Raw genomic sequence first — 13,928 nt, forward strand, 5'->3', positions numbered from 1 at the left:
TCTTTTTCTTCCGCTAAAGTTAAATGTTGATGCTATAGTTTTGAAGGTGAATATATGACACAAGAAAAATTTTCACAAAAATCATTAACGCACGCTGATATTCCACGTGCAACATATCATATTCCGAAAACATCTACCCATTTAATTATGGAAGAAGATGCAGATGCAGCGTATTTCCGCGCTCTCGAACAGCAAAATGTATTTTTAAACGAGAAACAATTAGAAGCCGTCCGAACGACAGAAGGTCCAGTCCTTACATTAGCTGGTGCCGGAAGCGGAAAAACATCTGTTTTAACAACTCGAGTAGGTTATTTAGTAAATGTAAAACAAGTTCATCCACGAAATATTTTATTGCTTACATTTACACAAAAAGCGGCTGAAGAAATCCGAAATCGTGTAGCGAATTTACCAGGTATGAATCATGCAGCGAGTAGCTACGTTGTTGCTGGTACGTTCCACTCTGTCTTTTTAAAATTGCTTCGTAGTCAAGGATATAATCAGCAAATTTTAGCAAACGAAAAACATAAACAAATTATGATAAAGAAAATTTTAAAAGAGTTACGTTTAAAAGATGCTTATGATGCTGAAACGATGCTCGCGATGATTTCACTTGAGAAAAACAAATTGAATCGTCCGAAAGATGTAAAAGCAAAAACACCCGTTGAACAAGAATTTAAAGAAGTATATGAACGTTTTGAAGAAGTGAAACAACGATATAATTATATCGATTTCGATGACATCTTATTAGAAACATATTATATGTTAGAAAATAATGCTCCTTTACTTACCCAATTACAACAACGTTTCCACTATATTGAAGTAGATGAGTTCCAAGATACATCGTATGCACAATATGAAATTGTAAAATTGTTAGCTTCGCCAAGAAATAATTTATTTATCGCAGGTGATGACGACCAGGCGATATATGGCTGGCGAGGAGCAAGTCACCAAATTATTTTATCTTTTCCAAAAGAATTTGATAACACTACGATTATCGCACTTAATACGAATTACCGATCCAATCCATTTATCGTCGGACTTGGAAATGAAGTTATCAAACTAAATCAAGAGCGTTTTGATAAGGAGCTATATTCTGTGCGCGAAGAAGGTGTACAACCTTTTTATGCACGACCGGCTACGACTCTTGATGAAGCAAATCAAATTTTGCAGCTCATTCAAGAAAAGGTAGATAGCGGCGAACGAAACTATAAAGATTTTTGTTTACTGTATCGCACACATTCTGTAAGCCGTTCGTTACTTGACCAGCTTACAATTCACAAAATCCCGTTTATCAAACACGGTGCGAGTCAGTCATTTTATGAACATTCTTTAATTAAGCCTGTATTAGATCATTTACGGCTAGTAATTGAACCGTTTCGACTAGAATCACTTTCAAATATATTGCCAACGATGTATATCGGGCGTGATGATTGTATTTCATTTATTGAACGTGAACAATGGAAATATGGTGAGGGCCGTTTCCCTTCTCTTCTTCATTTCTTACTATTAAATCCGAGCTTGAAACCTTTTCAAGTGAAAAAGGTAAATGAGCGCATCGATTTTATTAAATTTATAAAAGAATTAGAACCGAAAAAAGCATTAAAAGAAATTATTCATGGTAAGGGGAAATATTTAGAGTACTTACAAAGTAACGATCGTTCTTCCTTTACGATGCATAAAGATATACAAGAAGAAATGTTAGAAGAATTAATGGAATCAGCAAATCGTTTCACCGATATTCCAGCTTATTTACAATTTATTGCTGAAGCAATTCAAGGTCAAAAAGAAATGGAAGCATTAAAAACAATGCCGCAAAAAGATGCTGTTTCTCTTATGTCTATTCATAACGCAAAAGGCCTTGAATTTCCATGCGTCTTTTTACTTGGAGCAAGCGATGGTATTTTGCCCCATACTTCTTCTTTAAAAGATGCAAATGATCGCGTTACAGAGACTTCTGAAGCTTTAGAAGAAGAACGCCGACTACTTTATGTCGCAATTACACGTGCGAAAGAAGAACTTTACATTTCCTCCCCACAATTTTTCAGAGGAAAGAAATTAGATATATCCCGCTTTTTATATACAGTACGTAAAGATTTCCCTGAAAAGACATCCACCAAATAAGGATGTCTTTTTTTTTATATTGCATTATGTACATCCCTCTCATATAAATTCCTTGTTTTCATCATGAGAATTAACGTAATATCAGCCATATCCCGTTCATATTGTAATAGTGTATGTCAGAACTCACGATAAGGAGTGAACATAATGAGCTGCAATTGTAACGAAGACCATCATGACCATGATTTTGATTTCAATTGTGTATCCAATGTCGTCCGTTTTATACATGAACTACAAGAATGTGCAACGACAACATGTGGATCTGGTTGCGAAGTTCCGTTTTTAGGCGCACATAATAGTGCATCCGTAGCGAATACACGTCCTTTTATTTTATACACAAAAGCCGGAATACCTTTTGAAGCCTTTGCACCATCTGCAAGCCTTACTAGCTGCCAATCTCCCATTTTCCGCGTAGAAAGTATAGATGATGATGACTGCGCTGTATTACGTGTATTAACTGTAGTATTAGGTGATGGTTCTCCTGTACCACCTGGTGACAACCCAATCTGTACGTTTTTAGCTGTACCAAATGCAAGACTAATATCGACCAACACTTGTCTTACTGTTGATTTAAGTTGCTTCTGCGCTATTCAATGCTTACGCGATGTTTCTATAAACTAAATACTAATTTAAGCATGGATTGGGTGGCAGAGTTTTCTGCCACCCAATCCATGCTTAAAAGGTATTATTATGTATTTTTTATAAAATTGGGAACTTGTCTAGAACATAGAACCTGTCCTTTTCATTAACTGAAAGTAGAAACAGATAAAGGAGTGAAAAACATGTTCTCTTCTGATTGCGAATTTACTAAAATCGATTGTGAGGCGAAACCAGCTAGTACACTACCTGCCTTCGGTTTTGCTTTCAACGCTTCTGCCCCTCAGTTCGCTTCATTATTTACACCACTACTATTACCTAGCGTAAGTCCAAACCCAAATATTACTGTTCCTGTAATAAATGATACAGTAAGTGTCGGAGATGGCATTCGAATTCTACGAGCTGGTATTTATCAAATCAGTTATACATTAACAATTAGTCTTGATAACGCACCTGTTGCACCAGAAGCTGGTCGTTTCTTCTTATCATTAGGTACGCCAGCTAACATTATTCCTGGATCAGGTACAGCAGTTCGTTCTAACGTTATTGGTACTGGTGAAGTAGACGTATCCAGTGGTGTTATTCTGATTAACTTAAACCCTGGCGATTTAATTCAAATTGTACCAGTTGAGTTAATTGGAACTGTAGACATCCGTGCGGCAGCATTAACAGTTGCACAAATTAGCTAGTAAAAAGCGGTATTTCTTCCTTAGAAATACCGCTTTTTATATTTATAATAAAAAACACTCACAGTAATATGAGTGTTTTATTCTTCATAATGTTTTATTGTGTTTTTCTTTTTCCCACAATTACATCCCTTTTTCTTCACAAATCCTTGTTGCTGTAATTGTTCTTGATATGCCTGTTGTTGTGCTTGGTGTTGTTGCTGCATATTATACCATTGCTGCAGGTCATATGAATTTTGCCTTGGATTATTGCTCACAGCAAACATCTCCTCTACTGTCAATTCTGTCTATTTACTATATGAACAACTCTTTATTTCCGTTCCCTCATTCTTTTGAACTCCGCTTTCTCTCGTATTATGAAAATATATTATTCTCCCATAAAATATCCTGTAATCGTTTCAATAATTGCTGCTGCTCCTGCAATAGCTAATAATGCAAGTAACGGCTCTGCAACGATAGGAATCCAATTATATAAAACTAATAAAAAAGCACTAACCCATACACCTGTACACCAATAACAGCTTAATAATTCTCCAATCCACTTTCTTAATCCTTTACCTTTTACTTTTGTAAAAGTTGATACACTTCCATCCGGCTCTGTAATCTCTACTTCATCAATAAACGGTCTTCGCAAAAAAACTGTAATTTTATCATAAACAATTAAACGGGTGAGCCTAAAAGCAGCTAACGCGAAAATGAAAAATAAAAGCCAACTTGTAAACAGCATGATTCCACCTTCCCTTATCTTCTTTCGCCTATTTAAAAAAAAAGCTCTTGAGATTGTGACCAAATCTCCTCGACTCCAATATCTTATTAATGTAAATACAAACAAGAAGATAAGGAGTGACATTAATGAGTTGTAACGAAAATAAACACCATAGCTCTTCTCATTGTGTAGTTGACGTTGTAAAATTCATCAATGAATTACAAGATTGTTCTACAACAACATGTGGATCTGGTTGTGAAATTCCATTTTTAGGCGCACACAACACTGCATCGGTAGCGAATACACGCCCTTTTATTTTATACACAAAAGCGGGAACGCCATTTGAAGCATTTGCACCATCTGCAAGCCTTGTTAGCTGCCAGTCTCCAATTTTCCGTGTGGAAAGTGTAGATGATGATAGCTGTGCTGTGCTACGTGTGTTAACTGTTGTATTAGGTGACGGTTCTCCGGTACCACCTGGTGATAATCCAATTTGTACGTTTTTAGCTGTACCAAATGCAAGATTAGTATCGACATCTACTTGTATTACTGTTGATTTAAACTGCTTCTGTGCGATTCAGTGCTTACGCGACGTTTCTATCTAATAAGTAAAGTGAACTAAAAAACTATTGGGGTGGTAGAAGATTTCTACCACCTTTACATATTTAAAAACCGGCCATATCAATTGATTTTATCTCTTCTATAGATAACCTAATATCTCTCATACTATTTGGCGGCATAATAGCTACAATTCCATTACGATACGATATGATCGATCCAATATAAGAAACTGTGGTCGTTTTTATTCTGCACCTTACTTTAGGAATGTAATGAGGACGGTTTAATAAAAAATGAATTTTCTCTTCATTGTTCATATCCTTAAATGATTTATTATACGGAACAGTTCTCACTGGCTCTTGCTGCTCTTGTACTTGTTCCTCTTCTTCTATTTTTTCTTCTACCTGCTGTTCTTCTTGTTGTTCTATCACCTCTTCCACAGCACTACTTACAGCATTTTCATTTTCATTTTCATTTCTATTACTTTCCTCTTTCTGATCCTCATTCCTAAAATTTGTTAAGATAATCCTTTTTATTTTCGGTGCAGCAAGTTCTAAACTTACTTGTGCAATATATAACAACGGTTTTCCAACTGTTGAACTTTTATTTTTATTCTTCACACTCGTCCCTCCCACTTCCATACGTAGCTGAATAAATCGTGTACTATTATAGTTATATTCATAACGTGGTAAGAACTTTCGTTAAAAATCGTTCTTTCTAAGAACAAATAAAAAGGACAATCTCAACATTTAGAGATTGTCCTTTAAAAATGAATATTATATTTATCCTAGGATATGATACCCTGAATCAACGTGAATGTTTTCTCCTGTTACGCCGCGTGCTAAATCACTGAATAAGAATACCGCTGTATCCCCAACTTCTTCTGGCGTTGTTGTACGACGAAGTGGTGCGCGCTCCTCAATTTCTCTTAAGATTGAGTTAAAGTCGCCTACACCTTTTGCAGATAGCGTACGAATTGGACCTGCAGAAATAGCGTTAACGCGAATGCCATGTTGACCTAAATCGTTAGCTAAATATTTCACGCTCGCTTCTAATGAAGCTTTCGCAACACCCATAACGTTATAGTTTTTCACAACGCGCTCGCCGCCAAGATATGTTAACGTTAAAATATTTCCGCCTTCTGTCATTACTTTCTTCGCTTCTCTTGCTACAGCTGTTAAAGAGAATGCACTAATATTTTGTGCAAGTAAAAATCCATCGCGAGAAGTATCTACAAATTCACCTTTTAAATCATCACGATTTGCAAAAGCAATACAATGTGCAACACCGTGAATTGTACCAACTTCTTGCTTGATTGTTTCAAAACAAGCTGTAAGTTCTTCATCATTTGTTACATCACAAGGTAATACAAGTGATTCTTGTCCTTCTAATGTATCCGCTAATTCACGAACATTTCTCTCTAAACGTTCTCCTGCATATGTGAAGATTAATTTTGCACCTGCATTATGCAAAGAGCGAGCAATTCCCCATGCAATACTTCTTTGGTTCGCAACGCCCATAACAACAAATGTTTTCCCTTGTAATAGTTCCATGATATATCCTCCCAGAAATACTTATACTTGTTATTAGTACCTGATACTATAATTATAGTAACATAAAACCTCTTAAAGGCAAACAAAAAAGTCATTAACTTAAAATTGTTAATGACTTTTTGTTTCTATAAAAAAACGCTCTAATCCTTCTTCCCAAGAAGGCATTTGTAAAAAACCATTTAATCGTAGCATGTTATGTTGGAAAATAGAATATTTTGGTCTCGCTGCCGCCGATCCAAATTCTTCAGTTGAAACCGGTAATACATCCACTTTCATATTTGCATACGAAAATATTTTCTTTGCAAAATCAAACCAAGAACATGATCCTCTATTGGATACATGATACGTACCGTATAAAGAAGTATGAATGAGCTTATTAATCATTACATTTAAATCCGCCACATACGTAGGAGAACCGATTTGATCCGCTACAACAGATACTTCTTCTCTTTCTTTCCCTAATCGTATCATCGTTTTCACAAAATTATTTCCATACTTACCATATAACCACGATGTACGAACGATAAAGTATTTATTATGTAACTCTTTGATGAACTGCTCTCCCGCATATTTAGAAGCTCCGTATATATTTATCGGCGCCGGATTATGAAATTCATCGTACCCCTCCGGTCTGTCGCCTTGAAATACATAATCCGTACTAATATAAACTAACTTCGCCCCAACTAATTGTGAAGCAACCGCTACATTTCGAGCCCCTATTGCATTTATTACATAAGCAAGATCTCGTTCTTTCTCAGCTTGATCAACCTTCGTATACGCTGCACAATGAATAATGATATGTGGCCTTATTTCTTGTACCACTTGCTGCATTCGAGATATATTTGTTATATCTAGTAACTTTTTATCAAATGGATATATGTCATATTCTTCAGGATTTAACTCTTCTTGTAGTTGCTTTCCCAATTGACCATTTGCTCCTGTTATGATAATCCGTTCTTTCATTGATATGCCCCTTACTTTTCTTTTAGTGGTTTCCACCATTCTATATGATGTTCATACCATTCCACCGTTTCTTCTAGCCCTTTTTCAAACGTATACTGCGGTTCCCACCCAAGCTCATTCTTCATCTTTTGTGCATCAATCGCATAACGACGATCATGACCTAAACGGTCTACCACATATTCAATATCTTTTTCTGTTTTTCCTAAGAGAGTAATGATTTGTTCCACAACATCTATATTTGTTTTTTCATTATTTCCACCTATATTATATACCTCTCCTATACGCCCCTTATGCAGAACAACGTCAATCGCACTACAATGATCCGTAACATGTAACCAATCTCTTACATTTAATCCATCACCATATAACGGTAATCTTTTTCCTTCCAGCACATTCGTAACCATTAACGGAATTAATTTTTCAGGATATTGATATGGCCCATAGTTATTGGAGCAACGCGTTACTATAACTGGTAATTGATATGTTTTATAATAAGATATAGCTATCATATCGGCGCTCGCTTTACTTGAAGAATATGGACTATTTGGAGCCAACGGGGTTTCCTCGGTAAATCGCCCTGTTTTTCCTAAAGAGCCGTACACCTCATCTGTTGATACTTGGACGAATTTAATATGTGGATATTTTTTTACTAATTCTAATAAGGTGACTGTCCCAATTACATTTGTATCATAAAAAGGGATTGGATTTTCAATACTGCGGTCCACATGTGATTCCGCTGCAAAATTGACAATTACTTGCACGTCACGTTCCTGAATAACATATTCTAGCAGCGCTCCATTTTGAATTTCCCCTTTTACAAAATAGTAATTCGGATGATCTTGAATAGACTTTACATTATTTAGGTTTCCACTATATGTTAATGCATCGAAATTAATAATTTTATATGTTTCATAGCTTTGTAACATGTAATGCACAAAATTACTTCCAATAAATCCCGCCCCACCTGTTACTAATATATTCATAAACAACTCTCCTACTCAAAAACTATCTTCACATTCCTGAAGTGATGGTAATATTCGATCCTTGTCAGACAAAATAGGACTTGTTACCGGCCATGGAATTGTTAAGTCTTTATCGTCCCATAGTACCCCTGAGTCATGATCAGCACTATAATACTCATCTACTTTATACATAACAATAGTATGCGGGACAAGTGTACAAAAACCATGTGCAAATCCTTTTGGCACTAATAATTGCCGATGATTATCCGCACTTAAAATATATCCTCTCCACTGTTTAAACGTTGGTGAATTTTTTCGCAAATCAACGATAACGTCATAAATTGCTCCTTGCATAACTTGAATAAGTTTCGTTTGTGCTTTCGGTTTTTTTTGAAAGTGTAATCCCCGAATCGTTCCCGCTTCTGCCGAATACGAAACATTATCCTGTACAAATGAATACGTAACCCCTAATGTTTCCAGCACCTTCTTATTATAACTTTCAGTAAAAAAGCCACGCTCATCTCCAAATAATCTCGGTTCTAACAATTTTGCGTCGGTAAAGTTTGTTTCTATAACTTTCATATTCTCACCTATTCTCCGTTAAACTGTTTACCAAGGTTTATATCCTGCGCTAACGTATTCGCCCTTTGAAGAGAAACGTGAGTTCCTGCATCAGTCCACCAACCGCTCATTTCATTATAAGTAAGTACCCCTCGTTTTAAATACCAATTATTGATATCTGTAATTTCAAGTTCTCCCCTTGCGGAAGGTTTTAATTCTTTTATATAAGAAAAGACTTTCGAATCATACAAATAAATTCCTGTGACTGCATAGGAACTTTTCGGCTCTTTCGGCTTTTCTTCAATTTCAATTATTTTGCGGTTTTGAATATTTGCTACGCCGAATCTCTCCGGATCATCTACAGATTGCAGCAGTACTTTCGCACCTTCTTTTTGACTCGCAAACTCCTCAACATACGGACGAATATCATCAGAAAAGATATTATCTCCTAATATAACTACCATACGATCTTTCCCGACGAAATCCTCACAAAGCCCTAATGCTTGCGCAATTCCGCCAGCCTTATCTTGCACACGATACGTAAAGGACACACCAAACTCTTGACCGCTTCCTAAAAAACTAACAACATCTCCCATATGCTCTTTACCTGTAATAATCATAATATCTGTAATTTCGCATTGTTTTAGCTTATACACCGCATGATATATCATTGGATAACGTCCAACAGGAAGCAAATGTTTATTCGTTACTTTCGTTATTGGATATAATCTCGATCCAGTTCCACCTGCTAAAATAATTCCTTTCACCCTGCATCTCTCCCTTATGATGGAGATAATATATCTTTGTAATGTTCTACAAACACTTTCCGATACTTCTCATATGTATCCGCATCAAACTCATCCCCGTTGTAGTGAATACACCATAAATTCGCTTGATTAGGGACACCAATTAAATAACCCGCCTTTTGAAACTCTAAAGACTGCGACACATCATAAAAGTGGAATCCTTGAAACAAGTCTTCTCGCCACGGAATATCATATTGTGTGGCCATTAATAATCCATCAATTGCCTGAACTGACATAAATGATTGATTCCCATAAAACAGCTGATCTAAATTTAATACTTGATAATTCTGTCTTCTGTACTCAATCACTTTCCCTACTAAATTTTTCCCTTCCCACCATATCCCGTTGCTCGGTAAAAACTGAGCACCAGCTACGCCAATTAAACCAAGTTTTTCGTTATCTTTAAAAAGAGAAATGAGTGTATAAAACATCTCTCGATTAACAAGATAAGTGTCTTGATGTATATAAACCTTATACTTCGCGGGATATGAAAGTGCTCGGTTATATGCACTTGCCATACTTTTCGCATCTCGTATCGGAAAAATTTGTACGACATAACCAGGGGGAACAAAAAGGTTTCTTATTTGTCTCTCGCATTGTTCAAATAGCTCTTCATTATTTATACAAACAACGACTAGTATTGTATGATCTTTCATTTTGTAGCCCCTCTATTCGTCTTGATTTACATCTGACATATAGTGCTCCACAAATATCTTTCTATACTTTTCATAGTTGGTCATATTCACATCAATATGATAGTGAATGCACCACGCATCACGCTGTACAGGAACCCCAACTGTATATCCAGCTTTTCTAAATTCAAACGATTGAGATACATCATAAAAGTCAAATCCATCAAACAAGTCTTCTCGCCACGGAATATCGTATTGCGTTGCCATTAATAAACCGTCAATACATTCAACTGGCATAAATGTTTTTGACTCATGGTACGGCTTTTCTTGACTGGCCATATAAAATAAATCATTCATATAACCAATTACTTTTCCAACAACTCCTCTGCCTACATTCCATGTTCCATTTGGAGGAACATATTGGGCTCCAACCATACCAATCATTCCAAGATGTTCATGTTCCTGAAACAATTGAAGTAATCCATATAAAAATCCTACATTTACAATGAAAACATCTTGATGTATATACACTTTATATTTTGCTGGATGCGAAATTGCTTGATTATATCCGCTCGTCATACTTTTCGCATTCCGAATCGGCATAAACTGTATAGTGTATCCTGGAGGAACTGGCAATTGTAATATATGCCTTGCACATTGTGCATACATTTTTCGATCATTTATACACGTAACAAATAATATTGTTTTATCTGCCGTACTCATAATTGTGATTTTTCTGCTTCAATAATATATTGAAATACAACCGTCTCAGCCATGAAGCCACTTCCAAGACGATATTTTTTACAAATTCCATATAACTCCTCAATAAGCGGTTCATACATTTTATGATCAACATATACACGATCTACTTTACTAATCGAATAACCTGCTTTTAAAAACATTCGTAGCATTTCATTAAATGTAAAGAAGCGAATATGCGTTTTATCTAATAATCCATATTCTGTATACGTCCAATTTCCAGCGAGTAAGGGCGCTAATATTGAAATGTGAGAAACGTTCGGTATACTAGCCAAAATTACACCATTTTGCTTTATATATGGCTTTACTTTTTCTATTACAGCCCACGGATCAAATAAATGCTCTAATACATCACCAAATATAACGCAATCAAATTGCTCCTCCTCATACGGCATATCCATTGTTTCTATATCTCCTAAGACAACATGATCTAGTTTTTCTTTTGCTTGTTCTGCCGCCTCTGGGAATGCCTCGATTCCTGATACACGTGTGCCATTTTCTTTTATGGCAGCTCCCAGTGCACCACTCGAGCAACCGATATCAAGAACTTCTTTCCATTCCTTTTTTATATGCTTTAATAAATTCGGATTCACTGCATTATAATAATGCCCAGACTTTTCTTCGTATAAAGAATTTTTTTGGGAATTCATTTCACACACTCCTTATGCAAATTGAATTAGAATTAGAAATATAAATCTCATCTAAAGTCTATAGATGTAACCAATACTTTACTATATAGCCAATCTATTAGAGTTAGAATCCCAATAAGCCATTTCTAAAAAAAGCAACCTATAACGATTTATATTGCTTATCAAAAACACTCCGAAAATATTTGCGGTTATATTCAATTGCAGCATTATTTGGAACATATGAAGCTGCTAATTCATTGTAATAATAAGCTTTATCTTGCTCGCCTAACTTGCTATAACAAATACACATTTGTAAATAAGGAATCCACGTGTAGCTAGCTGGACTGTGAAAAGGACTATCTGTTGCCATTTGCACTTCTGTTGCAAGTTTAAACCAAAAAATTGCTTCATTGTATTTTTGTTGATCCATATATATATATCCTATTCTTGTACAATTCTCTCCTCTAGGGACATCATACCGAAATGACTTTACACAAGATTCAACTGCCTTCTCCCACATTCCAAGCTTTGCATAGCAATCTCCTAATTTACCACATGCATAAATTTTCTCTTCATACCAACCTTCGTCTTGATTAAGAAATGTTTCATATAGTAGAACTGCATCATCATATTTTTGATTATCCATAGATTCATTCGCGTAATAAAACAAATCTCTCGGACTCAATTCTTCTCCAGCTGCTACAGCATCTTGAAAAATTTTTAAATTACGGTTCGTTACTTTCTTTTCTTTTTTATGCGTAATCGCAACATTACTATTAAAAATCTCACCAAAAATAGCTAAATACTCATGCACCTTTCCAAACCATTGAAATTGTTTTTCACGCTTTACAAGTCGATATCTTTTTGTACAATATAAAGGTTTCCCGTTAGAATCCATTACAAGATGATAAGGCATCGAAACAGCATCCACATTAGGATCTAATTCTCTTTTTAATAGGCTCAATGCCTCTTGAGCATCTTCTAATAACACATCATCAGCATCTAGCCATAATATATATTCTTGCGTTGCTTTCGAAAAAGAAAAATTTCTAGCTGCCGCAAAATCATTAATCCATGGAAAGTCATATATGTTAGAGGTATATTGAGTTACAATTTCTTTCGTACGATCAATGGAACCTGTATCAACTACAATAATTTCATCAACAATTTTTTCTACTGCATCTAAACATCGACCTATTGTATCTTCCTCATCTCGAACAATCATACATAAACTAATTGTAATTCCTTGCTTGTTCAACATAATCACCCTCTTCCAAATCAATCATATGTTATACATACAATAAACTTTCCACTTTTTTAACTTGCACAAGCAGTTTAAGATTTCTTTTCAATAATTCAAATGTCCGTGTCATTTTCTTCCGGTTTTGCATCTACTATATAATGAACGCTTTATGGAGGTGAATTTATGTCAAATAATAATTATTCAGATGGATTAAATCCCGATGAATCTTTATCAGCTAGTGCATTTGACCCTAATCTTGTAGGACCAACATTACCACCAATACCACCGTTTACTCTTCCAACCGGGCCGACTGGACCGACTGGACCAACTGGGCCGACTGGACCAACTGTACCAACTGGGCCAACTGGACCGACTGGGCCAACTGGACCTACTGGACCGACTGGACCAACTGTACCAACTGGGCCGACTGGGCCAACTGGACCGACTGGGCTGACTGGGCTGACTGGACCTACTGGGCCGACTGGACCGACTGGACCGACTGGACCGACTGGGCCGACTGGACCTACTGGGCCGACTGGACCGACTGGACCGACTGGACCGACTGGAGCTACCGGACCAACTGGAGCTACCGGACCAACTGGACCTACTGGACCGACTGGGCCGACTGGACCGACTGGACCGACTGGACCGACTGGACCGACTGGACCGACTGGACCGACTGGACCTTCTGGATTAGGACTTCCAGCAGGATTGTATGCCTTTAACTCAGCTACAGTTTCTTTAGCTCTTGGAATTAATGATCCCGTACCATTTAATACTGTTGGATCTCAGTTTGGTACAGCAATTTCTCAAATGGACCCTGATACTTTCGTAATTAGTGAAACTGGCTTCTATAAAATTACTGTTATTGCGTATACAGCGTCAGTAAGTTTATTGGGAAGTCTTGGAATTCAAGTTAATGGAGTTAATGTACCGGGTGCGGGCACAAGCTTAATTTCACTTGGAGCTCCTATCGTTATCCAAGCCATTACACAAATTACTACAACACCATCACTCGTTGAAGCAGTTGTTACAGGAATTGGATTATCACTAGCTCTTGGTACCAGTGCATCAATTATTATTGAGAAAATCGCTTAATTTTGTACCTAGCAGTAAGACTGAAATCAGTTTTACTGCTTTTTTATTGGTCAATTC

At 36.4% G+C, this 13,928-nt stretch carries 17 protein-coding genes; 5 read left to right on the forward strand and 12 right to left on the reverse strand.

Annotated features, from left to right (window positions below; genetic code table 11):
• Positions 1–54: 54 nt before the first annotated feature.
• The 3 genes from QCI44_RS21935 (at position 55) to exsF (ending at position 3,404) form a co-directional block, all read left to right on the forward strand.
• A complete protein-coding gene (locus tag QCI44_RS21935) occupies positions 55–2,121 on the forward strand; it encodes an ATP-dependent helicase (RefSeq protein WP_016088863.1) in 2,067 nt (688 codons plus the stop codon).
• A gap of 144 nt (positions 2,122–2,265) precedes the next feature.
• On the forward strand, positions 2,266–2,739 hold the full coding sequence (gene cotY, locus QCI44_RS21940) for a spore coat protein CotY (RefSeq protein ID WP_016088864.1): 474 nt from the start codon (positions 2,266–2,268) through the stop codon (positions 2,737–2,739).
• 161 nt (positions 2,740–2,900) lie between these two features.
• Positions 2,901–3,404, forward strand: a complete 504-nt coding sequence (exsF, locus tag QCI44_RS21945) for an exosporium protein ExsF (RefSeq protein ID WP_000492933.1) — start codon at positions 2,901–2,903, stop codon at positions 3,402–3,404.
• Between the two features lie 77 nt (positions 3,405–3,481).
• On the opposite strand, the gene QCI44_RS21950 is transcribed toward exsF, so the two are convergent.
• Positions 3,482–3,667 (reverse strand): hypothetical protein, encoded by a 186-nt coding sequence (locus QCI44_RS21950; protein ID WP_033659643.1) that lies wholly within the window; start codon positions 3,665–3,667, stop codon positions 3,482–3,484.
• A 101-nt stretch (positions 3,668–3,768) separates the two neighbouring features.
• Complete coding sequence (locus QCI44_RS21955) at positions 3,769–4,128, reverse strand: DUF1360 domain-containing protein (protein ID WP_016088865.1); 360 nt, start codon at positions 4,126–4,128, stop codon at positions 3,769–3,771.
• Positions 4,129–4,253: 125 nt separating this feature from the next.
• Here QCI44_RS21955 and exsY point away from each other — a divergent pair, with 125 nt between their 5' ends.
• Positions 4,254–4,712 carry an exosporium assembly protein ExsY gene (exsY, locus tag QCI44_RS21960; protein ID WP_016088866.1) on the forward strand — a complete coding sequence of 153 codons (459 nt, stop codon included), beginning with the start codon at positions 4,254–4,256 and terminating at the stop codon, positions 4,710–4,712.
• A gap of 60 nt (positions 4,713–4,772) precedes the next feature.
• Here the strand turns inward: exsY and QCI44_RS21965 are convergent, their stop codons facing one another.
• The 10 genes from QCI44_RS21965 to QCI44_RS22010 all read right to left on the reverse strand — a co-directional run bounded on the left by QCI44_RS21965 (position 4,773) and on the right by QCI44_RS22010 (position 12,791).
• Positions 4,773–5,306 carry a CotO family spore coat protein gene (locus tag QCI44_RS21965; protein WP_080118053.1) on the reverse strand — a complete coding sequence of 178 codons (534 nt, stop codon included), beginning with the start codon at positions 5,304–5,306 and terminating at the stop codon, positions 4,773–4,775.
• 141 nt (positions 5,307–5,447) lie between these two features.
• Positions 5,448–6,218 carry an enoyl-ACP reductase FabI gene (gene fabI, locus QCI44_RS21970; RefSeq protein ID WP_000421885.1) on the reverse strand — a complete coding sequence of 257 codons (771 nt, stop codon included), beginning with the start codon at positions 6,216–6,218 and terminating at the stop codon, positions 5,448–5,450.
• A 108-nt stretch (positions 6,219–6,326) separates the two neighbouring features.
• Complete coding sequence (gene rfbD, locus QCI44_RS21975) at positions 6,327–7,181, reverse strand: dTDP-4-dehydrorhamnose reductase (RefSeq protein WP_016088868.1); 855 nt, start codon at positions 7,179–7,181, stop codon at positions 6,327–6,329.
• Positions 7,182–7,192: 11 nt separating this feature from the next.
• On the reverse strand, positions 7,193–8,164 hold the full coding sequence (gene rfbB, locus QCI44_RS21980) for a dTDP-glucose 4,6-dehydratase (RefSeq protein WP_016088869.1): 972 nt from the start codon (positions 8,162–8,164) through the stop codon (positions 7,193–7,195).
• 15 nt (positions 8,165–8,179) lie between these two features.
• Positions 8,180–8,725, reverse strand: coding sequence for a dTDP-4-dehydrorhamnose 3,5-epimerase (gene rfbC, locus QCI44_RS21985; RefSeq protein ID WP_016088870.1), 546 nt, complete (start codon positions 8,723–8,725; stop codon positions 8,180–8,182).
• 8 nt (positions 8,726–8,733) lie between these two features.
• Positions 8,734–9,471: a sugar phosphate nucleotidyltransferase gene (locus QCI44_RS21990; RefSeq protein ID WP_016088871.1), complete on the reverse strand. Its 738-nt coding sequence runs from the start codon at positions 9,469–9,471 to the stop codon at positions 8,734–8,736.
• Between the two features lie 14 nt (positions 9,472–9,485).
• Complete coding sequence (locus QCI44_RS21995) at positions 9,486–10,166, reverse strand: glycosyltransferase family protein (protein WP_016133911.1); 681 nt, start codon at positions 10,164–10,166, stop codon at positions 9,486–9,488.
• A gap of 12 nt (positions 10,167–10,178) precedes the next feature.
• On the reverse strand, positions 10,179–10,865 hold the full coding sequence (locus QCI44_RS22000; RefSeq protein ID WP_016088873.1) for a glycosyltransferase family protein: 687 nt from the start codon (positions 10,863–10,865) through the stop codon (positions 10,179–10,181).
• Positions 10,862–11,551, reverse strand: a complete 690-nt coding sequence (locus tag QCI44_RS22005) for a class I SAM-dependent methyltransferase (RefSeq protein ID WP_016133910.1) — start codon at positions 11,549–11,551, stop codon at positions 10,862–10,864. Before QCI44_RS22005 ends, QCI44_RS22000 begins: the two co-directional genes overlap by 4 nt.
• A 139-nt stretch (positions 11,552–11,690) precedes the next feature.
• Entirely contained in the window at positions 11,691–12,791 is a 1,101-nt protein-coding gene (locus QCI44_RS22010; protein ID WP_016088875.1) for a glycosyltransferase, read from the reverse strand.
• 165 nt (positions 12,792–12,956) lie between these two features.
• On the opposite strand from QCI44_RS22010, the gene QCI44_RS22015 reads away from it, so the two are divergent.
• Complete coding sequence (locus QCI44_RS22015) at positions 12,957–13,871, forward strand: BclA C-terminal domain-containing protein (RefSeq protein ID WP_353811441.1); 915 nt, start codon at positions 12,957–12,959, stop codon at positions 13,869–13,871.
• The last annotated feature ends 57 nt before the right edge of the window (positions 13,872–13,928 follow it).

It is taken from the genome of Bacillus cereus group sp. RP37, assembly GCF_040459695.1.
In the GTDB taxonomy this organism is placed as follows: Bacteria; Bacillota; Bacilli; order Bacillales; family Bacillaceae_G; genus Bacillus_A.

Excerpts from the sequence above, each read along its gene's own strand:
- QCI44_RS21935 (WP_016088863.1), top strand. The coding sequence starts at position 55 with ATGACACAAGAAAAATTTTCACAAAAATCATTAACGCACGCTGATATT.
- cotY (WP_016088864.1), top strand. The coding sequence starts at position 2,266 with ATGAGCTGCAATTGTAACGAAGACCATCATGACCATGATTTTGATTTC.
- exsF (WP_000492933.1), top strand. The coding sequence starts at position 2,901 with ATGTTCTCTTCTGATTGCGAATTTACTAAAATCGATTGTGAGGCGAAA.
- QCI44_RS21950 (WP_033659643.1), bottom strand. The coding sequence starts at position 3,667 with ATGTTTGCTGTGAGCAATAATCCAAGGCAAAATTCATATGACCTGCAG.
- QCI44_RS21955 (WP_016088865.1), bottom strand. The coding sequence starts at position 4,128 with ATGCTGTTTACAAGTTGGCTTTTATTTTTCATTTTCGCGTTAGCTGCT.
- exsY (WP_016088866.1), top strand. The coding sequence starts at position 4,254 with ATGAGTTGTAACGAAAATAAACACCATAGCTCTTCTCATTGTGTAGTT.
- QCI44_RS21965 (WP_080118053.1), bottom strand. The coding sequence starts at position 5,306 with ATGGAAGTGGGAGGGACGAGTGTGAAGAATAAAAATAAAAGTTCAACA.
- fabI (WP_000421885.1), bottom strand. The coding sequence starts at position 6,218 with ATGGAACTATTACAAGGGAAAACATTTGTTGTTATGGGCGTTGCGAAC.
- rfbD (WP_016088868.1), bottom strand. The coding sequence starts at position 7,181 with ATGAAAGAACGGATTATCATAACAGGAGCAAATGGTCAATTGGGAAAG.
- rfbB (WP_016088869.1), bottom strand. The coding sequence starts at position 8,164 with ATGAATATATTAGTAACAGGTGGGGCGGGATTTATTGGAAGTAATTTT.
- rfbC (WP_016088870.1), bottom strand. The coding sequence starts at position 8,725 with ATGAAAGTTATAGAAACAAACTTTACCGACGCAAAATTGTTAGAACCG.
- QCI44_RS21995 (WP_016133911.1), bottom strand. The coding sequence starts at position 10,166 with ATGAAAGATCATACAATACTAGTCGTTGTTTGTATAAATAATGAAGAG.
- QCI44_RS22000 (WP_016088873.1), bottom strand. The coding sequence starts at position 10,865 with ATGAGTACGGCAGATAAAACAATATTATTTGTTACGTGTATAAATGAT.
- QCI44_RS22005 (WP_016133910.1), bottom strand. The coding sequence starts at position 11,551 with ATGAATTCCCAAAAAAATTCTTTATACGAAGAAAAGTCTGGGCATTAT.
- QCI44_RS22010 (WP_016088875.1), bottom strand. The coding sequence starts at position 12,791 with ATGTTGAACAAGCAAGGAATTACAATTAGTTTATGTATGATTGTTCGA.
- QCI44_RS22015 (WP_353811441.1), top strand. The coding sequence starts at position 12,957 with ATGTCAAATAATAATTATTCAGATGGATTAAATCCCGATGAATCTTTA.